This window comes from Rhizobacter sp., from assembly GCF_031412075.1.
Taxonomy (GTDB): domain Bacteria; phylum Pseudomonadota; class Gammaproteobacteria; order Burkholderiales; family Burkholderiaceae_C; genus Rhizobacter.
The window spans coordinates 1-20,740 of the sequence record NZ_JANOCG010000371.1 but is presented as its reverse complement, the minus strand read 5'-3'; the positions used below and the strand labels follow the sequence as shown (position 1 = coordinate 20,740).

The window sequence follows — 20,740 nt, the reverse complement described above, 5'->3', positions numbered from 1 at the left end:
CCCTCCACGGCCCGGCGGGCGGCTTGTGAGCGGCCCGCGTGGTGATTTGATTCAACGGTCGGTTGCCGAGAAGGCAGCCGGTGGAGCCGGGGCGCACGCAGTTCAGCTGAAGAACTTGGTGGCCAGCGGCAAACTAAACCCGAGCAGGCTGGCAACGCCAGGGCCATGCTCCCCGGTCGTTCGACCCTTTGGTTTGTTTGCGCGCGATGAACATGCAAAAAGTGTAGCAGCAGCCCACCGGCTGTCCGTGCGCCGGCGCGGCACCGGGAAACCATCACAGACAAATCGGTGACGAATCGTCACAATCCGGCGCTCGGATGTGCACCTTTGTGCGACGTTTGCCCTTTGTTGTCGTGGAGAGTCCCGTGATTCGTCGTTTGATTTCCTTCTCGGTCGCCACTTTGCTGCTGAGCGCCGCCACTCTGGCCCAAGCCCAGCCCACCGAAGTGGCCGGCGTGAAATATGAAGGCAGCCAGCAGGTGGCCAACACGCCGCTGGTGCTCAACGGCGCGGGCATCCGATACAAGGCGATCTTCAAGGTCTACACCGCGGGCCTGTACCTGACCAAGAAGGCCGCCACCACCGAGGCCGTGCTGGCCACCCCCGGCCCGAAGCGCATCCACATCGTGATGCTGCGCGACATCAACGGCTCCGAACTCGGCAAACTGTTCACCCGCGGCATGCAAGACAACGCGCCGCGCGACGAATTCTCCAAATCCATTCCTGGCACCCTGAAGATGAGCGACATCTTCTTCATCAAGAAGAAGCTCAGCGCCGGTGAATCCTTCTCGATCGATTGGGTCCCAGGTGTGGGCACCACGATTCTGATCAACGGCAAAGCCACCACAGACCCGATCAAGGAGCCCGAGTTTTTCTCGGCCCTCATGAAAATCTGGCTGGGCCAATCACCTGCCGACCCCATGCTTAAAGACGCGCTGCTGGGCAACAAGCCCGCCAACACCCCCGGCAACAACTGATCCGGACGAGTTCGCGAAGAGGTCCGCCTCGGCCCCGTCTGGAACGGGCATCAGCCGCCCAGTTGCACACGCATCGCGTCGATCACGCTCTTGTAGTCAGGCTTGCCGAAGATCGCGCTACCGGCCACAAAAGTGTCGGCCCCGGCCTCCGCCACCTGGCGGATGTTGTCGACCTTGATGCCGCCGTCCACTTCAAGCCGGATGTCGCGCCCGCTCTGGTCGATGATCTTGCGGGCCTGTTCGATCTTCTGAAGCATCGCGGGGATGAAGCTCTGCCCGCCAAAGCCCGGGTTCACGCTCATGATCAAGATCAGGTCGACCTTGTCGATCACCCACTCCAGCACGTCGAGCGGTTGCGCCGGGTTGAACACCAGCCCGGCCTGCTTGCCTTCGCCCTTGATGAGCTGCAGCGTGCGGTCGACATGCGCGCTGGCATCGGGGTGAAAGCTCACCAGATCGGCGCCCGCCTTGCAGAAGGCCAGGGCGAGTGAATCGACCGGCTGCACCATCAGGTGCACGTCGATCGGCACTGGGCTGCCGTCGGCCTTGACCGAATGTTTGCGCAGCGCCTCGCAGATCATCGGCCCGAAGGTCAGGTTGGGCACGTAGTGGTTGTCCATCACGTCGAAGTGGATCCAGTCGGCGCCGGCGGCGATGACGCTCTTCACTTCATCACCCAGGCGGGCGAAGTCGGCCGACAAGATGCTGGGGGCGATGCGGTAGGTGGGCTTTGTCATCCGGCAATTCTAGGAGTCTCCCTAGAATGCAGCGCATGTCCAAGCCCGAATTCACTTGCAGCGTCAGCGTGCGCCTCTTGCCCGAACAGTCGGACGTCGAGGCCGGCGCCTATGCATTCGCCTACACCATCACCATCCGCAATACCGGCAGCATCGCCGCGCAGCTGATCGCCCGCCACTGGGTCATCACCGACGCGCGCGGCCACACCGAAGAGGTGCGCGGCCTGGCGGTGGTCGGCCAGCAGCCTCTGCTCAAACCGGGCGAGCGCTTCGAATACACCAGCTGGACGCGCATCGCCACGTCGCAGGGCAGCATGCGCGGCACCTTCTTCTGCATGACCGAAGACGCGCAGCCGTTCGACACGGTGGTGCCCGAGTTCGGCCTTTCCCTGCCCTCCGCGCTGCACTGATGACGTCGGCCGGCAAAGCATTGCGGCCGCAGAATGCCGGCGCCTGGGACCTGAGCGCGCTGCTCAACGCCGCCGACGCCTCGGCCAGCCTGCCCGAGCGCCATCTGTGGCTGGTGCGCCTGCTCGAATGGCTGCGCCACGCCGCCGTGCCGTTGGAGAACCAGCAGACGCCCACGCCGCTGCTGCGCCTGCGCCACCTGCTCAATGTGCTGGAGCGCCACCCCGAGTACCGTGAGCAGGTGTCAGCCCTGCTGCTGCGCTTTTGCCGCGAGGTCGACATCGCCGGCCTGCTGGCCGATTTCGGCTTCGCGCCCCGCATGAACCTGGGCAGCGAACTGGGCCAACGCCTGCGCCTGCGGCTGCTGCCCGCCACGCCGGCCACCACCAACCTGGCCGAACTGTTCAACCTGCTGTTTCCCGAGCCGGACGACGCCCTCTGGCTGGACCGGCTCGACGCCGCAACCGCCGAGCGCATCACCGCCTTGCTGCAGCCGGCCGACGGCGAGCCGGTGCCCGACTGGCGCACGCCGTTTCTCGACGCGATGATGTTCTTGTCGAGCGCGGTGCGCGCGGCCGGCTTCTCTCCGCAGTTGCGCGAGCGCATGAGCACCGAATTGCTCGCCGACGCGCCGTTTCGCCAGCTCGCGCCAGTGGCCGAGCGCGTGCGCGAGCACGCGGTGTCGGGCGACCACGCGGCGCTGCTGCAAGAAGCCCAGTACCTGCGTGCCCTGCTCGACAGCTGCCGCCGCTGCGCGCTCAGCGTCAACAACCACCTCGAAGAACACGGCGTCTCGGTCGATGTGGTGTTCGAGGTCGACCAGTTGCTCAAGCGCAGCCACCGCATCGAGGAGCTGCTGGTCTGTGTGGTCAGCCCCGACCCGACGCCCGAGGTCGTGAAGCTCGTGGCCGCCCTGGTGCGCACCGCCGAAGAGCGGCGCAGCCTGCGCGCGCTGTTTTCGCACCACTACTCGCTGCTCGCGCGCAAGGTGGCCGAGCGCAGCGCCGAAACCGGCGAGCACTACATCACCCGTGACGCGGCAGCCTACCGGTCGATGCTGCGCGCGGCAGCCGGCGGCGGCGCGGTGGTCGCCGGCACCACCTTCCTCAAATTCTTCATCCTGGCGATCGGCTTGACCGCCTTCTGGGGCGGGTTCTGGGCCGGCGTCAACTACGCCGCGAGCTTCGTGCTGATCCACCTGCTGCACTTCACCCTGGCGACCAAGCAGCCCGCGATGACGGCGCCCGCCATGGCCGACAAGCTCACCGACATGGGCAGCGACGAAGCGGTCGAAGGCTTCGTCGACGAAGTGACCCACCTGATCCGCTCGCAGGCGGCGGGCATCGTCGGCAACCTGGCGATGGTGGTGCCGCTGGTGCTGGGGGTGCAGCTCGCCTGCCAGTTCATCTTTGGCGCCACGCCCATTGGCACCAAAGACGCCGAGCACGTGCTGCACTCGCTCACTCTGCTCGGCCCCACGGTGTTCTTCGCCGCCTTCACCGGCGTGTTGCTGTTTGCCAGCTCGATCATCGCGGGCTGGGTTGAAAACTGGTTCGTCTGGCACCGCATCGACAGCGCCATCGCCTGGAACCCACGCATCGTTGCCCGTCTGGGCTCGGCGCGTGCACAGCGTTGGGCGGCCTACTGGCGCGCCAACATCTCGGGCTACGCGGCGAATATCTCGCTCGGGTTGATGCTGGGCATCGTGCCGGTGGTGCTGCTGTTCTTCGGGCTGCCGATCGAGGTGCGGCACGTCACGCTGTCAACCGGCCAGCTGGCCGCCGCGGTGGGTGCGCTGGGCTTCGACGTGCTCCAGAACGGGCCGTTCTGGTGGTGCCTGGCGGCGGTGGTGTTCACCGGCGCGCTCAACCTGGGCGTGAGTTTCTTCCTGGCTTTCAAGGTGGCACTGCGCTCACGCGGCATCCGCCTCACCGACCGCAGCCGCATCTACCGGGCGATACGCCAGCGCCTGTGGCGTGCGCCGCTGTCGTTCATCCTGCCCCCGAAATCCCAGGGCGTTCACAGGCCCTAGCGTTCGTCATCTTCCTTGCGACGCTCGCCGCCCTTGCGGCCCGAAAACATGGTCCACCACACGATCAACACCAACACCGCCAACGCGGCCAGCGCTTCGAGCAACAGCAAACCCATGATGAACGTCTTTGTTGATGGCGGCAGGGGGCTCCTGGCGGCCGCGATTCTAGGCCTGCTTGCCAGTTGCGCGAGCCCGCCCGCGCCTTACCCGAGTGCACCGCCACCCCCTGTGGTGGACCGGCCCGCAGCCCCGCCCGCTGCCACCGTGATGCAGCGCCCCCGCTCGCGCTGGGTCAGCGCCGACTGGGCCGACCTGCCCGGCTGGGAGCTCGATGCCACCACCGAACTCTGGCCCGCCCTGCTGCGCGGCTGCGACAAACCGCCGCTCGAGTGGGCCCGCGTGTGCAGCGATGCACGCACGCTGCCGCCGGCCTCAGACGCCTCGGCCCGCGCCTGGTTGCGCCAGCGCCTGCAACCGTGGCGGGTCGAGTCGCTGGAGGGTTCGGCCGAAGGCCTGATCACCGGCTACTTCGAGCCACTGGTCGAAGCGCGGCGGGTGCCCAACGGCGTGTTTCGTTTTGCGCTGTATGGCCCGCCGGCCGACTTGGCCACCCGCAAACCGTACTGGACGCGCCAGCAGATCGACACCCAGCGGCCCGCCCAGGCCTCCCTGAAAGGCATGGCCTTCGCCTACGTCTCCGACCCGCTGGACGCGCTGATCCTGCAGATCCAGGGCTCGGGTCGCCTCAGCCTCACTGAAGCCAACGGACAACGCAAACTGGTGCGGGTGGCGTATGCCGGCCACAACGACCTGCCCTACAAATCGGTGGGCAAGTGGCTGATCGAACAAGGCCAGCTGCGCCCGGAGCAGGCCTCGTGGCCAGCGATCAAGACTTGGGCGCGTGCCAACCCGCGGCGCGTGAACGAGATGTTGAGGAGCAACCCGCGCTTTGTGTTCTTCCGCGAAGAGCCCCTGCCCGACCCCGCATCGGGCCCGCGCGGCGCGCAGAACGTGCCGCTGACACCCGGCCGCTCGATCGCGGTCGATGCGCAAAGCGTGCCCTACGGCACGCCGGTCTGGCTGGACACGACCGAGCCGTTGTCGAACACCCCCTTGCGCCGACTGGTGATGGCGCAAGACACCGGCAGCGCGATCACCGGTGCCGTGCGGGCCGACTACTTCTGGGGCTGGGGGGAGGTGGCGGAGCAGCAAGCCGGGCGGATGAAGCAGCCGCTCAGGATGTGGGTGCTCTGGCCTCGCTGACCCACCACCAACCGTTCAGCCCGAGGTATCGAAGGCCCGCTCTAGCGGTGCAAGGCTTCGACACCTCAGCCCGAACGGTCTTTGATTCGCGCCTCAGGCCGGTACGCGCGCCGCCTCTTTCATCGTCGGCGAGATCACGCCATCCATCGCGAACCCTCCAGGGCCAGAGAGGGGTCAGATCAGCGAATGCGCCAGACCGACGATCAGGATCGACGCGGCAGCAAAAGCCACCAGCGCCCAGTTAGGCAAATACCCTTGGGGTGCGTGATGGTGGCGATGACGATGTTTGTCAGTCATGTGAGTTCCAGCAGTAAAACCGACCCGTTTGGGCGGCTATTGGCAGCTCCACAGGGGATCAGGAGCTGTTAACTGCTGGAGAGCGATCTTCGTGCCAGCTCAGTGACGGTGTCGCCCGGTCGGGCGACCGAAAAACTCGATGTAGTGCGCCACGGCCTCGCCATTGCTGCCCACCAGGCGCACGGCGTGGTGGATCTGCAGGTCGGGCACGTCGAGCAGCCAGGACCAGCGAGCCACCTCCAACGGGTCGGCGAGGTCGACTTGCGGGTGGCCGGGGCCTTCGAGGATGGTGCTTTGGTCGGGTTGCATGGCGTCGCAATCGATGGCGATGAGATGCCTGATTTATCGGCCAAACACCCTGCAGACTTGAGCCAGCTCAGGCCACCACGGTTCGGTTGCGGCCCGCCGTCTTGGCGCGGTACATGGCGCGGTCGGCGCGCTCGATGATGGCGTCCATGCGGTCCTCGAGATCGCACACACCGATGCCGGCCGAGAAGGTCACCGCCAGCTTGGGCTCGATGTGATCGAAGCTGCGTGCGGCCAGCTGGCCGCGCATGCGCTCCACGCACACCAGCGCGTCGTCGGCCGAGGTGTTGGGCAGCATCAGCAAGAACTCTTCGCCGCCCCAGCGCGCCAAGGCGTCGCCGGCCCGCAGGCCGTGGGTGATCACGTCGGCAAAGATCTGCAGCACCTGGTCACCGGCCTGGTGGCCGCAGCCGTCGTTGATGCGCTTGAAATGGTCGATGTCCATCAGCACCATGCTGATCGGGCTGCGGCTGCGGTGCTGGCGGCCGCGCTCGGCCATCATCAGCGCCGTCATGTGGCGGCGGTTCGACAAGCCGGTGAGCTCGTCTTGTGTGGCCAGCAGGCGGTTTTGTGCGAGCGCACTCTCGAGCTGGGCCTTTTGCACCCGCAGCTTGGTGCGCATGGCGCTCAGCTTGCCGGCCAACCAGCCGACGGTGGGCAACAACAGCGCCACCAGCAAGAAGGTCAGCAACTCCACTTGCGGCGGGAATTGAACCGGGTCGGTGTAAGCGCACCAAGCCATGGTGAGACCCACCGCCACCACCCCCACCAAGGCGGTGCGGCGTGCCTGAGAGGGGCTGAGGGAGAACACGCCGAAAAACTGGCCGGTGAGCAACAGCATCAGCACCGCGCCGCGGATCGGGCCGGCCACCGCATACGCCGCACTGCAGGCCAGCACGCAGTACAGGCCTTGCACCTGGGTCAAGGCCGGGTCAGCCGTGAAACGCAGGTTGCGTCCGCTGCGGATGACGGCATAAAACACCACGGAAGCACCGAGCACCGCCGAGGTGAGCACGGCCGCAGGCAGCTGCTCGATCACGCCCATCCACACACCCAGCCACACGATGGCGCTCAGGCCGAGGTACAGCGAAGACGCCACGAGCGACTGCGTCACCCGCACACGCTGGTTCCGGTCGGTGCCGAGTACGGCGTCAACCCAGGAGGAAACTACGGCTCGATTCATGTCAGCTTCGTTATCGGCAGCGGGCGCAAGGGCTGAACGGTACCCCTTCACCGCCCCGTGCGAAAGCACACACCACACGAAATGCACCCCCTGACCCGGGGCTGCGGGCGTCAACTCTTACCGACTTCCTTCGGGCGCGGCGCCGCCGTGGGCAAAGACCACAACCACAGCGCCACCATCAGGCAGCACACCCCCGGTGCCCAGCGCCAGGGTGAGGCGATCACCCACCAGGTGCCCACCGAGCTGATCGTCATCATCACCGTGGCCAGTTGTTTGGCGCGCAAGGGCACGGCGCGGCTCTCACGCCAGTCACGCACCATCGGGCCGAAGCGGGGGTGCGCGAGCATCCAGGCCTCCCAGCGCTTGCTGCCCCGTGAGAAGCAGTAAGCCGCCAGCAGCACCAGCGGCGTGGTGGGCAAGAGCGGCAAGAAGATGCCGATCAGGCCGACCAGCAGGCTCAACCCACCGGCCAGCAGCCACAACGGGCGTTGCCATCGCGTATGGAACTTGCTCTGTGCCTCGTGCGTCATGCCCCGATGCTAACGAGGCTTCCCCATGCCCCTCACCACGTCTTTGCTCCTCCGCGGCGGCCGGCTGCTCGATGCGGCCACGCGCAGCGCCCCGTTCACCGACCTGCTGCTCACCAACGGTGTCATCACGCAGCGGGGCGAGCCCGGTTTTGCGGCGCCGCCCGATGTGCCGGTCTTCGATGCCAGTGGCCTCTTGTTGCACGCCGGCCTCATCAACGGCCACACCCATGGCAGCACCAACCTGGCGAAGGCCACGCACGACCGTTGGTCGCTCGAACTGCTGCTCAATGGTGCGCCGGGTTGGGCCGCCAACCAGACGCTCGCGCAAAAAGCACTCAACACCACGCTCGGGGCGGTCGAGATGCTGCAAAAGGGTTGCACCAGCTGTTATGACCTGACCTTCGGCTTCCCGCTGGTCACCGTCGACGAGCTCATCGCCATCGGCCAGGCCTATGTGAATGCCGGCATGCGCGCGGTGGTGGCGCCGATGCTGCAAGACATCTCGTTCTACAAGGCGATTCCCGGTTTGTACGACATGCTGCCCGAACACCTGCGTCAACAACTCGACGCTGGCCCGGGCGACACCGGCTTCATCTTGCGGCAGATGGAAGAAGCGCTGCAACGCTGGCCGCACGACACCTCACAGGTGCAACTCGGCATCGCGCCGACCATTCCGCTGCACTGCTCCGACGAGCTCACACGCGGCTGCGCACAATTGGCGGCCAAGTACAACGCACCGCTGCAATCGCACGTGGCCGAATCGAAAGTGCAGGCGGTGGCCGCGCTGCAGCGATGGGGCCACTCGCTCACCGCGCACTTCGAGCAGCTCGGCATGCTCGGCCCCAGCTTCACCGTCGCGCACGGCGTGTGGCTCGACGACGACGACATGCGCCGCCTCGCCGCGCACGGCTCGTCGGTGTCGCACAACCCCGGCAGCAACATGCGCCTGGGCGCCGGCATCGCCGACTCGCGCCGCATGCTGGAGCTGGGCGTCAACCTCGCCATTGGCACCGATGGCGCGCTGTGCGCCGACAACCAGAACATGTACGAGGCCATGCGCTACGCCTCGATGGTGTCGAACGTGCGCGGCCCCGACTACACACGCTGGCTCACTGCACCCGAAGTGTTCAGCGCCGCCACCGTGGGCGGTGCGCGCGCCACCGGCTTCCACAAGGCCGGCCAGCTCGCCGTGGGGCACGTGGCCGACATCGTGTTCCTCGACCTCCACGCCATCAACTGGATCCCGTTCAACGACCCGGCGAACCAAGTGGTGCTGACCGAAGACGCCACCAGCGTGCGCCACGTGATGGTGGGTGGCCAGTGGGTGGTCGAACACGGCCGGCACGTACGCAGCGATCTCGCTCAACTGGCGCAGCAGGCGCAGGCCGCCGTGGCCGAGCTGAGTGTGGCCAATGCACAAGGCACTTACCTGGCCGACGCACTCGAGCAAGCCGTGGGCAGCTTCTGCATCGGCCTGTGCCGCAGCCCGTTTCACGTGCACCGTTACGGCGGGCCCTTGGGTCTGTGAAGGGTCGGTGACGCCAGCTTGGTGCGCCGCGCTTTGGCACGGTTGATGCGTTGTCAACAGTGCATGCACAAACTGTATGCACATCTGGTTTCGCAGAATCCAACCGCCAGGAGCGCTCTCATGACCGACCCCGTTTCCTCGTCTCCCAATCGCCGTCAGTTCATCAAGACCGGCGTGGCCCTCGGCGCCAGCGTAGGCGTCGGCTCGGCCCTGTTGCCCAGCGCCGCCGACGCGTCCGACCCGAAGGTGTTGAACTACCTGTCGTGGCCCGGCAATGCCGACCCGTCGATCGTCGGCGAGTTCGAGAAGCTGCACGGCGTGAAGATCCGCATCAAGGAATACGTGGGCGGTGACCAGATGATGGCCGTCGTCAACCAGTCGCCCCCCGGCACCTTCGACGTGGTGCTGGCCGACGCCGAGTACATGCACCTCCTGAAGGCCGCCGACTTCATCGAGCCGCTCGACCCGGCCGACTACCCGCTCAAGGACCTGTGGCCCGAATTCCAGAAGTTCCCGCTGCACTGGATGGACAACAAGCTCTACGGCGTGATGCTCGACTTCGGCTACCTCGGCATCTCTTACAACACCAAGGCCTTCACCGCCAAGGAGGTGTCGTCGTACTCGGTGCTGTGGAGCGAAAAGGCCAAGGGCAAGGTCGGCTTCTTCGACTGGTACCTGCCTTCCATGGGCTGCATGAGCCTGGCCAACGGCAACCGCCCGCCGTATGACATCGACAAGGCCAAGTTCGAGGCGATGAAGAAGAAGATGTTCTCGCTGAAGTCGCAGGCCTCGGGCTTCTACACCATCGCCGACATCTTCTCGTCGATGACCAACGGCCGCGCGCAGCTCATCCCCGGCATCGGCGAATGGATCACGCTCGGCCTGCGCACCAGCGGCGTGCCGGTCGACACCATCATTCCCGACGAAGGTGGTTTGCAGTACACCGAGTCGCTCTCCATCGTCAAAGGCACGAGCAAGAAAGACCTCGCCCGCAAGTTCATCCAGTACTCGCTCACACCGCGCGCCCAGGTGGCGATGGCGACCAAGGTCGACAACCGCAAGAGCATCCCGTCGATGCCGGCGTGGAAGCTGCTCAACGACACCAAGCCGCAAGAAGCCCAACTGCTGCGCATGACGCTCAAGGGCCCCAACGTGATGGACGAGTACAAGGCCAAGAAGATCCAGCTGCGCCAGCTGCCCAAGCAGCAGTCGATCGAAGACTGGAACGACACCTGGAGCCAGTTCAAGAGCCTCTGAGCCGAAAAGCCCGGCAATGGCCATGGCCGAGCCCGCCGCCTACAGCCCCGAGGTGAGCTTCATCCCCGCCGGCACGCCGCCGCACCGCGCGCGCACGGCGGGCGCACCGGCGGTGCTGCCGCTGGTGCTCGGCGTGCCGGTGGTCGCGTGGCAGGCGGTGTTCTTCGCAGCACCGCTGCTGTTCCTGGTGGTCATCACCTTCTGGCAGGTGAAGTCGTTCCGCCTCGAGCCGGCGTTCGTGTTCGACAACTGGGAGCGCATCCTCGGTTCGGGGACCTTCCATTCGGCGCTGATCCACACCCTGCTCATCGCGAGCACCACCACCGTGCTCGCGTTGTTGCTGGCCTTCCCGGCGGCCTACACGATTGCCTTGCGCCTGCCCACCCGTCTGCGCGACCTGGCGGTGGCGATGCTGGTGCTGCCGGTGTTCTCCAGCTACATGCTGCGCATCTACGCCTGGCAGATCGTGCTCAGCCCCGAGGGCATGGTCAACAGCGCGCTGCAGTGGGTGGGCATCGGTGCGCTGCCCATGCTGGGAGGCACGTTTTCGCTGCAGATCGGCCTGCTCACGCTCACGCTGCCGATTGCAGTGCTGATCCTCACCTTCGCGCTGTCGGGCGTCGACCCCACGCTGATCGAAGCTGCCGAAAACATGGGCTACCGCCGCAGCCGCGTGATCGCACATGTGCTGATCCCGGCCGTGCGACCCGCCCTCGCACTGGCCGCCACCACCTCCTTCCTGCTCGCATTTGGTGACTACGTGAGCCCCCTGTTCATGACCGGCAGCAAACCGCCCACGCTGTCAATCCTGATCGTCGACACCGTCAAGTCGGGCTCGCAGTGGCCGCGCGCGTCGGTGATCGGCGTGGCCATGTTGATCGTGCTGGCGGCGGTGTTCGGGCTCGGGCGATGGTTTGCCTCGAGAGGGTCCAGATGAAAGTTCACCCTTTTCCGTTCGGGCTGAGCCTGTCGAAGCCAGCGCACAGCTGTGTGCTTGCACTTCGACAGGCTCAGTGCGAACGGAGCCAGGTGGAGCAGCCGTGAAACAACCCGCCCTCATCCGCCTTTCACGCGCGCTGCAAGTCGCCTGGGTGCTGGCGCTGTTTGCCTTCATCGCCGCGCCGATGCTCGTGATCGTGGTGTATTCATTCGACGCCAACCGCTTCCCGGCCATTCCGTGGGGCGGCTTCAGCCTGGAGTGGCACCGCGCCATCTTGCAAGACGAGATGGTGATCGACGCCTTCAAGAACAGCGTGATGGTGGGTCTGGGCACCGCCGTGTTCTCTACCGGGCTCGGTTTTGCCGCGGCCTACCTCGACTACCGCTACCGCTTTCGCGGTCAATCGAGCTTCGTGTTGCTGGTGGCCATACCACCCGCCGTGCCAGCCACCATCCTGGGCATGGCGATGCTGGCCTTCCTGTCGCGCATGGGCCTGTTCGGCCGCACCGAAACCATCATGGCCTGCCATGTGGCGATTGCGGCCTCGTTCTCGATGGCCATCATCCGGCTGCGCCTCGGCGAGTTGGGGGCCGACCTGGAGCAGGCGGCGTGGAACCTGGGCGCCTCGCCCTTCACCGCACTCGTGCGGGTGGTGATCCCGTTTTGCAAACCCGCGCTGATCGCCTCGTTTTTCTTGTCGGCCGCCGTGTCGTTCGACGAATTCATGATCGCGTGGTTTGTCGGTGGGGTGCACGAGACGCTGCCGGTGCGCATCCTCAACCTGCTGCAAGGCCAGGTGAACCCGAAGATCAACGCCATCGGCACCGTGGTGATGGTGATCAGCATCACGCTGGTGCTGGTGGCGCAGCGTTTTGTCGGCGTCAAAGCCGGCCGCCACACCGCCATCGAGACACCATGAGCACACCACCTTACGTTTCACTCCAGGCGGTCGAGAAGCGCTTCGCCGGCCACCACGCCGTGCGTGGCATCGACCTCGACATCGCAGCCGGCGAGTTCATCGCCATCATGGGCCCGTCGGGCTGCGGCAAGTCGACCACACTGCGCCTGATCGCCGGGCTCGACGAGCCCACCGCCGGCGAGGTCCACATCGGCGGCCACAGCATGAAGGGTGTGCCCGCCCACCAGCGCGACACCCCGATGGTGTGGCAGAGCCTGGCCTTGTTTCCCTTCTTGTCGGTGGCCGACAACGTGGCCTTCCCGCTGCGCATGAAAAAGCTAGGCGCCGACGAGCGCCGCAAGCGTGCGCTGGAGTGGCTCGACCGCATGGGCCTGGCCGGCATGGCCGACCGCCAGATCTCGCAGCTCTCAGGCGGCCAGCGCCAGCGTGTGGCCATCGCCCGCGCGCTGGTCACCCAGCCGTCGATCCTGCTGCTCGATGAGCCCTTGAGCGCGCTCGACGCCCACCTGCGCACCCGCATGCAGACCGAGCTGGCGCGGCTGCACCGCGAGCTGCGCATCACCTTCGTCTACGTGACACATGCGCAATCGGAAGCGTTTGCCCTGGCCGACCGCATCGTCATCATGGGCGACGGCGTGATCCAGCAAGTGGGCAAGCCACAAGACGTGTACCGCGAGCCGGTGAACGCGTTTGTCGCCAACTTCATCGGCATGAACAACCTGGTCGAAGGCCAGGTGCTGGCGAGCAGCGACGGCCATGTGGAAGTGCTCAGCACGCACGGCGCCTTCCAGGTACCGGCCAGGGAGATGCGGCCGCATGGCGCCCCCGCCAGCTTCGTGGTGGCCGGCGACCGCATCTCGGTGGCGGCCGAGGGCACCGACGTGGCACCCGGCCTGCCGCGCATCGACGGCACGGTGCTGGGCCTCGAGTTCGTGGGCTCGACGCAGACGGTGTTTGTCGAGGTGGCCGGGGCGGGCGAGTTTCGTGTGCAGAAGCAGCAGCACGAGATCGAGTCGCTGGGCCTGGTGCCCGGCCGGCGTGTCAGCCTGAGCTGGGACCCACGGCATGCGTGGCTGCTGCCGCAAGCCGCTTGATAAGGAGCAACGACCATGTACGAACCCGCTTTCATGGCACGCGCGATTGCGCTGTCGCAGCAGGCTCTGAGCACGCCCGGCACGGAGCCCTTCGGCGCGGTGGTGGTGAAGAACAGTTGCCTGGTCGGCGAGGGCTTCAACCACTCGCGCGCCCACTTCGACCCCACCTCGCACGGCGAGGTCGAGGCCATTCGTGATGCCTGCCGTCGGCTCGAAACCGTCGACCTGTCGGGCTGCGAGCTCTACACCTCGTGCGAACCCTGCGCGCTGTGTGTGGCGGCCATGCAGGTGGCCGGTATTGCGCGGCTGTTTTACGCGGCTTCGCTGGCGCAGTCGGGTGCGGCCTTCGAGGCGCTCAAGCCCGAACATCGCCACCCGATCGACTGCGACCTGCTGCGCGCCGAAGCCGGCAGCCCGGTGGATGAACGCCGCATGCCCGCCGAGCAGCAGATGGCGCCCGAGGCCATTGCGGTGCTCAAGGCCTGGGCCAACCAACGCGCCTGAGCACTCAGGGCGACACGCCCTCGTTCACCGGGCCCGACAAGGTCTGCAAAAACGCCACCACATCACGCGCCTGCGCTTCGGTCAGGCGAATCGGTTTCCGGTCGGCGTGGCCTTTGCTCGCGTGCGCCAGCTCGCTGTGGCCCACGCTGGCCGCAGGTGACCTGGCGTAGTGCGCCACCACCTGCTGCAGCGTGGCGAGCTGGCCCGCGTGCATATAGGGTGGGCGCAGCGCCACGTTGCGCAGGCTGGGTGTCTTGAAGGCACCCTTGAGCGTCGGGTCGTCCTCGCCGACCACGAAGCGCAGCTCCGCGCAGCCTTGCGTCTTGTCGGCGTCGCTGTAAGGGCCGAGGCAGTTGAACTCGTCGCGCACCACAGCCGCCACGGCCGAGGCCCGGCCCAGGTCCGGCCGCGCCGGGTCGCGCTGTGGCACGCCGGTGTTGTGGAAGTGCTGGTCGCTGAACAAGGGCCCGTTGTGGCAGGTCACGCACTGCCCGCTGCCGATGAAAGCGCGCAAGCCGTTCACCTCGGCCGGACTCAGCACCTGCTGGCCGGCGGCATCACGGCGCAGCGTGGCCTGCACGTATCGATCAAAGCGCGACTCGCCATATTGCAAGCTGCGCTCATAGGCCGCGATCGCCTTGCCCAGGTTGGCAAACACACGGCTCGCCGCCGCACGGGCCTCGGCCGGCATGGCAGCCCAGGCCGCACGCTCGACGGGTGTTCCTAACGGGCCTGCATCGGCCGGCCAGCGGCTCATGTCGGGCAGCGCACCAAACACCGCCTCGTAGTCGCGGCGGTGGTGCTCACGCACCCGCTGCGCGATGCGCGTGCGGTTGCTGCCGTGTTCGGCCGCGTCTTCCAGCGGGCCCAGGGCCTGCGACCACAGGCTGTCTTTGCGGCCGTCCCAAAACTTCCAGGGGCTGTGCGCCACCGCCACCAACGGCATGGCGCGCCGCCGGCCTTCGGCCATGCCGCGTGACACCGGCAAGCCGTCCTGGAACTGCTGCTCCGGCGCGTGGCAGCTGGCGCACGAGACGCTCTGGTCGCGGCTGAAGCGCGCCTCGTGAAAGAAGCGTCGGCCGAGCGCGACCGCGGCGGGCAAAGTCTCGACACGGTTCGACTCGTCAACCGGTGCAGGCGGCAGCTTGCTCAGCTGCAGCGAGCTCAGCACCACCAGCTCATCGGCCGCCCAGGCGTCGCGCAGCGGCGCCTGGCCAAAGCCGCACAAGAGCGGCAACACCCCGAGCACCGCCGCGCACAGGCCCAGCGAGATCAGGCCCGACGGGCGCATGGCACTCACTCGCCCTTGGCCGGGTTCTGCACCACGGTGTTGAAGGTCACCTTGTCAGCGCCTTGCGCCGACTGCACCGCGAGCTTGATCTCCCACCAGCCGGTCATGCTGAACTTCATGCCCTCGATCAGGTAGGTGCCGTCGCTCAGCTCACGCGTGACCCGCGGGCGGGTGGGCAGGCCGTGGCCGTGTTGCGGCATGCCGCCGTCGATATCGATGCGGGCGCGGCTCACCGGCTGGCCGTCGGGCGTGCGCAGCTTCACCTGCCAGGCATGCAGCTGGTTGATCGCCGGTGGCGTGGCGGGGGGTTGCATCGAGACAACATAACGACCTTCTTGCGTGGTGCGTTCGAGCGAGGTGTTGAGGTCGCGCGGTGGTGCGCTGCAGGCCGCCACGACCAGCAGCAGAAGGGGTGCGAACCGCGAACGTTGAACAAGCGTGAACATGGTTGAAAACTCCAGGGAAAGGGTCAATGAGAGGTGTTGCGTGCGCTGTCGATCAACCGCTGCAGTGGCGGCTCCACCGGCAGCGCTTTCCAGGGCGGCACGTTGCTGCCGCCGGTGTTGCCACGCGGCACCCAGCCGATGGCCGTCTTGGTGGCGGCCCCCACCAGGCGCAGCAGCTGGCCGCGCACCTCGCGCAGGCTGCGCTGGGCCACACCCCAGCGCAGCATGTGCCAGTGCGCCCGCACGTGCAGCACGGTGGCGCTCTGCCCCAGCACGTGGGCACGCTCCAGGTGGCGAAAGGCGTCGACCGCGCTCGGTGCCGCGCGCGCCGCGGCCAGCTCGGCGTCGACATGGGGGCGAATCTGGCGGGCGTATCGGGTCATGGGCAGCTCCTCGCGGGCAGGGGTGGTGTGTGGAAGAATTCTCTGCACATCGCGCCCCTGCGAATTGAACGTAAGGGCTGAGTTGCACCCAGGCAGCACCATGGAATCAGGTCTCACCACCCCGACAGCACGCCCACACGGCAGCCCGGCGGCCAGGGTGCTGGCCGCCGGGCGTGTGCTGTTCTGGACAGGCGGCAGCTTGTGGATCGGCCGTGGCGAAGGCCGCGTTGACTGGCACAGCCACCATGCCTTGCAGATCTCCCTGGCCCTCGATGGCGTGTGCCTGTTTCGCAGCGAAGGCGAAAGCGGCTGGACCGGTTACGCCGGCGCGCTGGTGGGCTCGAACCGGCTGCACCAGTTCCAGGGCGACAGCGCGCCCACGGTGGCGCAGATCTTTGTCGAACCCGACACCCCCGAGGGCCGCGCGCTGCGCGTGTGGCTGGGCGACGCGACCATCACCGCGCTGCCCGAGCAAGAGCGTCAGCTCATGGCCGAGGCGCTGCGCCAGGTATTGCACGCGCCCGCCGAGGCCACCATCGCAGCGGCCCGCTCGGCACTGGCCGTGCTAGCCGGTGTGCCCGCCCCGGCCGAGCCCGTCGACCCGAGGGTGGCCAAGGCCATCGCCCATGCGCAGGCGCAACTGAAAAGCGGTGTCACGCTGGCGAGTGCGGCTGAGGCAGCGGCGCTCTCACCCAGCCGCCTGCGCCACCTGTTTGTGCAGGAGACAGGCACCGGCTTTCGGGTTTACGTGCTGTGGTTGCGGCTCAACGCCGCCGTGCAATCGTCCATGGCCGGCCACTCCTGGACACAAGCCGCACACGAAGCCGGCTTCGCCGATTCGGCCCACCTCACCCGCACCTTCAGGCGCATGTTTGGCCTGAACCCGGCGGCGCTGGTGCAGGAGTAGCGGCTCAGAGCCCCAACTCGCTCAGGCTCGCGTGCTCGTCGGGCCGGCGGCCGAGCGGCCAGTGAAAGAGCCGATCACCTGGCTGGATCGGCAAGTCGTTGATGCTGGCGTAGCGCCGCATCATCAGCCCGTGTTCGTTGAACTCCCAGTTTTCGTTGCCGTAGCTGCGAAACCACTGGCCAGAGTCGTCGTGAAACTCGTAGGCGAAGCGCACGCCGATGCGCGCGCCGTTGAAGGCCCACAGCTCCTTGATCAGCCGGTAGTCGAGCTCACGCGCCCACTTGCGCTGCAAAAACTCGCGCACCTGCGCACGACCCACCGGGAACTCGGCGCGGTTGCGCCAGCGGGTGTCTTCGGTGTAGACGCCGACCACGCGATCGGGGTCGCGCGAGTTCCAGGCGTCTTCGGCGAGGCGCACCTTTTGTCGTGCGGTCTCATCGGTGAAGGGCGGGAGGGGTGGGCGGGTTTCCATGCGACTCAGTAAGTCTTGTACGGCAAAAACTTGCCCGACATCACGATGCTCACCCGATCGCCCTTCGGGTCGGCCTCGCGCTTCATGTCCATCTTGAAATCGATCGCGCTCATGATGCCGTCGCCGAACTCTTCATGGATCAGCTCCTTGAAGGTGGTGCCGTACACGCTCACCAACTCATAGAAGCGGTAAATCAGCGGATCGGTCGGCACGCTCGTCGGCAGCGAGCCTTTGTAGGGCACGACCTGCAGCCACGTCTGCTCGGCATCGCTCAAGCCGAAGATCTCTCCGACGATGCCGGCCTGCTTGGCGTCGAGCGTCATCTGGCCGAGGCAGGCGGCGGTGACCCACTCCTTGCTCAGGCCGACCTTGGTGGCCACGTCAGACCATTTGATGCCCTTGGCCACCTTGGTGGTGATGATTTTTTCGGTGACGTCGATTCGGCTCATGGGGTGCTCCTCTTTGGGGGTTGCGGGAAAAGTTCAGTCAGACCACACGCTGCAGCGGCACGCTGCGCGGTGGCGGTTCGGTGGTGGTTTGTTCCAGCCCGGGTTTCACTTCAGGTGGCAGCGCCGGGGCCTTGCCATGCGACAAGTCTTTGGAGCGCGTCACCAGAAAGTCGACCAGGTGGTTGCGGATCAGGTAGTACTGCGGGTCGTGGTGCAGGCTCGCGCGTTGCCTGTGACGCGGCATGGTGTTGACCACCACTTCGGCCACACGCGCCTGCGGGCCGTTGCTCATCAGCAAGATCTTGTCGGCCAGCAGCACGGCTTCATCGACGTCGTGGGTGATCATGAACACCGTCTGGTGCGTCTCAGCGCAGATGCGCAGCAACTCGTCTTGGATGGTGCCGCGTGTCAGCGCATCGAGCGCGCCAAAGGGCTCGTCGAGCAAGAGCATCTTGGGCTGGATGGCAAACGCGCGCGCAATGCCCACCCGCTGCTTCATGCCGCCTGAGAGGGCCGAGGGCTTCTTGTCGATGGCGGCGCTCAGGCCCACCATGTCGACATACTTTTCCACCTGCACGTTGACCTGCGCGGCTGTCCAGCTCGGCCACTTGCTGCGCACCGCAAACGCGATGTTCTTGCGCACCGTGAGCCAGGGCATCAGCGCGTGGCCCTGGAACACCACGCCGCGCTCCAGGCTGGGGCCGGCGACCTCACGCCCGTCCATGAACACATGGCCTTCGGTCGCGTGCTCCAACCCGGCGAGCACGTTGAGGATGGTCGTCTTGCCGCAGCCACTGTGGCCGATGATGCAGACGAACTCGCCGCGATCGATGCCGAAGTTGACGCTGTCGAACACCGGCTCGGCGCTGCCCGGGTAAGTTTTGGCGAGCCCCTCAATTTGCAAGAACGGCTTAGTCGACATAGGTCACCGCCCTTTGCAGCCGAGCAAACATCGCGTCGAGCAACATGCCCACCACACCGATCACCACGATGGCGAAGATCACGTTGGTGAGCGAGAGGTTGTTCCACTCGTTCCACACGAAGTAGCCGATGCCGGTGCCACCCACCAGCATCTCGGCCGCCACGATCACCAGCCAGGCGATGCCCATGCTGATGCGCATGCCGGTGAGGATGGTCGGCGCCGCCGCCGGCAAAATCACCTCGAAGGCGCGGCGCAGCGGGCCCACCTCCAAGGTCTTGGCGACGTTGAGCCATTCACGCCTGACGGTGCTCACACCGAAAGCCGTGTTGATCAACATCGGCCACACCGAGCAGATGAAGATGACGAAGATGCCCGAGAGCGACGAGTCCTTGATGGTGTAGAGCGCAATCGGCATCCACGCCAGCGGTGAGATCGGTTTGAGCACCTGGATGAACGGGTCGAGCGCGCGGTAGACCAGCGGGCTCATGCCGATCAAGAAGCCGAGCGGTATGGCGACCAACGCCGCGAGCAGATACCCCAGCCCCACCCGCCCCAGCGAGTAACCCAGCTGCAAGCCGATGCCTTTGTCATTGGGGCCGTTGTCGTAAAACGGTTTCGACAACTGGTCGACAAAAGTGCGGCCCACTTGCGCCAGCGTGGGGAAGCTGGCTTTCGCCGACGGCGAGGCCGACGCATCTTGCCCCGGCTCTTTGCCCATCAGCTTGGCGTATTCCAGCTGCTCGGGTGTGAGCGTCGGCGCCGTGCTGGCGGCGCTGGCTGAGCTCAGCTTCGGCAGCGTGGCCACATGCCACACCGCCAGCATCAGCAACAGGATCAGCGCCGACAGCAGCGCGGCCTTGACGCGCAGGCTAGCCATGCGTCACCCCCCACCCGTTCGGGCGGAGCCCAACCCCTCCGTTCGGGCTGAGCCTGTCGAAGCCCAGGTGACAGGCGAACCAGCCCTTCGACAGGCTCAGGGCGAACGGAAGTGCACTCACGCCGGCAGCCGCTTGACGGCAAACCCATCGGCATAGGCCTGCGCCTTGTCGGCGTCGAACACCTTGCCCATGATGGTGAACTTGGGGTACGCGCCTTCGGGCACCTTCTGGCCCAGCTCCTTCATCGTCTTCTTGGCATCGGTCAGCAGGTACACCTTCTCGGCGATCTGCTTGTAGTTGACGTCACCCTTGATGTAACCCCAGCGCTTCATCTGCGTGAGCATCCACACCGCCATGCTCTGCCACGGCATCGGGTCGAAGTCGGCCCGGTCGGGCACGGTGCGCACGTTGCCCAGCCCGTCGGCAAACTTGCCGGTGAGCACTTGCGCAATCACCGCCTCGGGCTGGTTCAGGTAGGCCTGCGGCGCGATCACCTTGGCGATGAGCTCGCGGTTCTTGGCCTCGCGTGCCATCGCGGCCGAGGTGAGCACCGCGCGGTAGAGCGCGGCAAAGGTGTTCGGGTTCTTTTGAATGAACTCGGTGCTGGTGCCAAAGGCGCAGCACGGGTGGCCGTTCCACAGGTCCTTGGTGAGCAGGTGGATGAAGCCGATCTCTTCGAACACCGCACGCTGGTTGAACGGGTCGGGACCGAGAAAGCCGTCGATGTTGCCGGCGCGCAGGTTGGCCACCATCTCGGGCGGCGGCACCACGCGGATCTGCACGTCGCGGTCGGGGTCGATGCCGGCCTCGGCCAGGTAGTAGCGCAGCAGGAAGTTGTGCATCGAGAACTCGAAGGGCACGGCGAACTTGAAGCCCTTCCAGTTTTTCGGGTCGCGGTTGTCCTTGTGCTTGAGCGCGAGCGTGATGGCCTGGCCGTTGGTGTTCTGGATGCTGGCGACGTTCATGCCGACCTGGTTGGAGCCCAGCCCCATGGTCATGGCCAGCGGCATCGGCGAC

Annotated in this window: 24 protein-coding genes; 11 read left to right on the top strand and 13 right to left on the bottom strand. The window is 66.3% G+C overall.

Features of this window, described 5'->3' with window-relative positions:
• Positions 1–368: 368 nt before the first annotated feature.
• On the top strand, positions 369–977 hold the full coding sequence (locus RMO40_RS13800) for a chalcone isomerase family protein (protein ID WP_489660163.1): 609 nt from the start codon (positions 369–371) through the stop codon (positions 975–977).
• Positions 978–1,027: 50 nt separating this feature from the next.
• Here the strand turns inward: RMO40_RS13800 and rpe are convergent, their stop codons facing one another.
• Positions 1,028–1,714, bottom strand: a complete 687-nt coding sequence (gene rpe, locus RMO40_RS13795) for a ribulose-phosphate 3-epimerase (protein ID WP_309722186.1) — start codon at positions 1,712–1,714, stop codon at positions 1,028–1,030.
• A 35-nt stretch (positions 1,715–1,749) separates the two neighbouring features.
• Here rpe and apaG point away from each other — a divergent pair, with 35 nt between their 5' ends.
• The 3 genes from apaG to mltA all read left to right on the top strand — a co-directional run bounded on the left by apaG (position 1,750) and on the right by mltA (position 5,417).
• Positions 1,750–2,124 (top strand): Co2+/Mg2+ efflux protein ApaG, encoded by a 375-nt coding sequence (gene apaG, locus RMO40_RS13790; protein ID WP_309722182.1) that lies wholly within the window; start codon positions 1,750–1,752, stop codon positions 2,122–2,124.
• A complete protein-coding gene (locus tag RMO40_RS13785) occupies positions 2,124–4,154 on the top strand; it encodes a site-specific recombinase (RefSeq protein WP_309722179.1) in 2,031 nt (676 codons plus the stop codon). The genes apaG and RMO40_RS13785 overlap by 1 nt, the downstream gene beginning before the upstream one ends.
• A gap of 117 nt (positions 4,155–4,271) precedes the next feature.
• Positions 4,272–5,417 carry an MltA domain-containing protein gene (gene mltA / locus RMO40_RS13780; RefSeq protein WP_309722176.1) on the top strand — a complete coding sequence of 382 codons (1,146 nt, stop codon included), beginning with the start codon at positions 4,272–4,274 and terminating at the stop codon, positions 5,415–5,417.
• Positions 5,418–5,591: 174 nt separating this feature from the next.
• Here the strand turns inward: mltA and RMO40_RS13775 are convergent, their stop codons facing one another.
• The 4 genes from RMO40_RS13775 to RMO40_RS13760 all read right to left on the bottom strand — a co-directional run bounded on the left by RMO40_RS13775 (position 5,592) and on the right by RMO40_RS13760 (position 7,733).
• The gene (locus RMO40_RS13775; RefSeq protein WP_309722173.1) at positions 5,592–5,714 is read right to left on the bottom strand and encodes a hypothetical protein; all 123 of its coding nucleotides are present in this window, start codon (positions 5,712–5,714) and stop codon (positions 5,592–5,594) included.
• A 99-nt stretch (positions 5,715–5,813) separates the two neighbouring features.
• Positions 5,814–6,023 (bottom strand): DUF3606 domain-containing protein, encoded by a 210-nt coding sequence (locus tag RMO40_RS13770; protein WP_309722170.1) that lies wholly within the window; start codon positions 6,021–6,023, stop codon positions 5,814–5,816.
• 67 nt (positions 6,024–6,090) lie between these two features.
• Entirely contained in the window at positions 6,091–7,203 is a 1,113-nt protein-coding gene (locus RMO40_RS13765; RefSeq protein ID WP_309722167.1) for a GGDEF domain-containing protein, read from the bottom strand.
• Between the two features lie 110 nt (positions 7,204–7,313).
• The gene (locus RMO40_RS13760) at positions 7,314–7,733 is read right to left on the bottom strand and encodes a DUF454 family protein (protein ID WP_309722165.1); all 420 of its coding nucleotides are present in this window, start codon (positions 7,731–7,733) and stop codon (positions 7,314–7,316) included.
• Between the two features lie 25 nt (positions 7,734–7,758).
• On the opposite strand from RMO40_RS13760, the gene RMO40_RS13755 reads away from it, so the two are divergent.
• From RMO40_RS13755 to RMO40_RS13730, 6 genes are all read left to right on the top strand, one after another.
• Complete coding sequence (locus RMO40_RS13755; RefSeq protein WP_309722162.1) at positions 7,759–9,261, top strand: amidohydrolase family protein; 1,503 nt, start codon at positions 7,759–7,761, stop codon at positions 9,259–9,261.
• A gap of 120 nt (positions 9,262–9,381) precedes the next feature.
• Positions 9,382–10,518 (top strand): extracellular solute-binding protein, encoded by a 1,137-nt coding sequence (locus RMO40_RS13750; protein WP_309722159.1) that lies wholly within the window; start codon positions 9,382–9,384, stop codon positions 10,516–10,518.
• 22 nt (positions 10,519–10,540) lie between these two features.
• Entirely contained in the window at positions 10,541–11,455 is a 915-nt protein-coding gene (locus RMO40_RS13745) for an ABC transporter permease subunit (protein WP_309722157.1), read from the top strand.
• A gap of 103 nt (positions 11,456–11,558) precedes the next feature.
• The gene (locus RMO40_RS13740) at positions 11,559–12,377 is read left to right on the top strand and encodes an ABC transporter permease subunit (RefSeq protein ID WP_309722154.1); all 819 of its coding nucleotides are present in this window, start codon (positions 11,559–11,561) and stop codon (positions 12,375–12,377) included.
• Positions 12,374–13,471 carry an ABC transporter ATP-binding protein gene (locus RMO40_RS13735; protein WP_309722151.1) on the top strand — a complete coding sequence of 366 codons (1,098 nt, stop codon included), beginning with the start codon at positions 12,374–12,376 and terminating at the stop codon, positions 13,469–13,471. The genes RMO40_RS13740 and RMO40_RS13735 overlap by 4 nt, the downstream gene beginning before the upstream one ends.
• 15 nt (positions 13,472–13,486) lie before the next feature.
• Entirely contained in the window at positions 13,487–13,975 is a 489-nt protein-coding gene (locus RMO40_RS13730; RefSeq protein ID WP_309722149.1) for a deaminase, read from the top strand.
• Between the two features lie 4 nt (positions 13,976–13,979).
• On the opposite strand, the gene RMO40_RS13725 is transcribed toward RMO40_RS13730, so the two are convergent.
• The 3 genes from RMO40_RS13725 to RMO40_RS13715 are packed head-to-tail and all read right to left on the bottom strand — an operon-like array spanning position 13,980 to position 16,095.
• Entirely contained in the window at positions 13,980–15,266 is a 1,287-nt protein-coding gene (locus RMO40_RS13725; RefSeq protein ID WP_309722147.1) for a cytochrome c peroxidase, read from the bottom strand.
• 5 nt (positions 15,267–15,271) lie between these two features.
• Positions 15,272–15,712: a FixH family protein gene (locus RMO40_RS13720; RefSeq protein ID WP_309722145.1), complete on the bottom strand. Its 441-nt coding sequence runs from the start codon at positions 15,710–15,712 to the stop codon at positions 15,272–15,274.
• 23 nt (positions 15,713–15,735) lie between these two features.
• Positions 15,736–16,095: a DUF3703 domain-containing protein gene (locus RMO40_RS13715; RefSeq protein WP_309722142.1), complete on the bottom strand. Its 360-nt coding sequence runs from the start codon at positions 16,093–16,095 to the stop codon at positions 15,736–15,738.
• Between the two features lie 100 nt (positions 16,096–16,195).
• On the opposite strand from RMO40_RS13715, the gene RMO40_RS13710 reads away from it, so the two are divergent.
• Entirely contained in the window at positions 16,196–17,002 is an 807-nt protein-coding gene (locus RMO40_RS13710; RefSeq protein WP_309722139.1) for a helix-turn-helix domain-containing protein, read from the top strand.
• A gap of 4 nt (positions 17,003–17,006) precedes the next feature.
• Here RMO40_RS13710 and RMO40_RS13705 read toward each other — a convergent pair whose 3' ends face one another.
• The 5 genes from RMO40_RS13705 to RMO40_RS13685 form a co-directional block, all read right to left on the bottom strand.
• Positions 17,007–17,474 carry a nuclear transport factor 2 family protein gene (locus tag RMO40_RS13705; RefSeq protein ID WP_309722130.1) on the bottom strand — a complete coding sequence of 156 codons (468 nt, stop codon included), beginning with the start codon at positions 17,472–17,474 and terminating at the stop codon, positions 17,007–17,009.
• Between the two features lie 5 nt (positions 17,475–17,479).
• Positions 17,480–17,923: a cyanase gene (gene cynS, locus RMO40_RS13700; RefSeq protein WP_309722127.1), complete on the bottom strand. Its 444-nt coding sequence runs from the start codon at positions 17,921–17,923 to the stop codon at positions 17,480–17,482.
• A 37-nt stretch (positions 17,924–17,960) separates the two neighbouring features.
• On the bottom strand, positions 17,961–18,845 hold the full coding sequence (locus RMO40_RS13695; RefSeq protein WP_309722125.1) for a nitrate ABC transporter ATP-binding protein: 885 nt from the start codon (positions 18,843–18,845) through the stop codon (positions 17,961–17,963).
• Positions 18,835–19,722, bottom strand: coding sequence for a nitrate ABC transporter permease (gene ntrB, locus RMO40_RS13690; RefSeq protein WP_309722122.1), 888 nt, complete (start codon positions 19,720–19,722; stop codon positions 18,835–18,837). Before ntrB ends, RMO40_RS13695 begins: the two co-directional genes overlap by 11 nt.
• A gap of 117 nt (positions 19,723–19,839) precedes the next feature.
• Positions 19,840–20,740, bottom strand: a 901-nt coding sequence (locus tag RMO40_RS13685; RefSeq protein ID WP_309722119.1) for an ABC transporter substrate-binding protein, incomplete at its 5' end; no start/stop codon positions are given.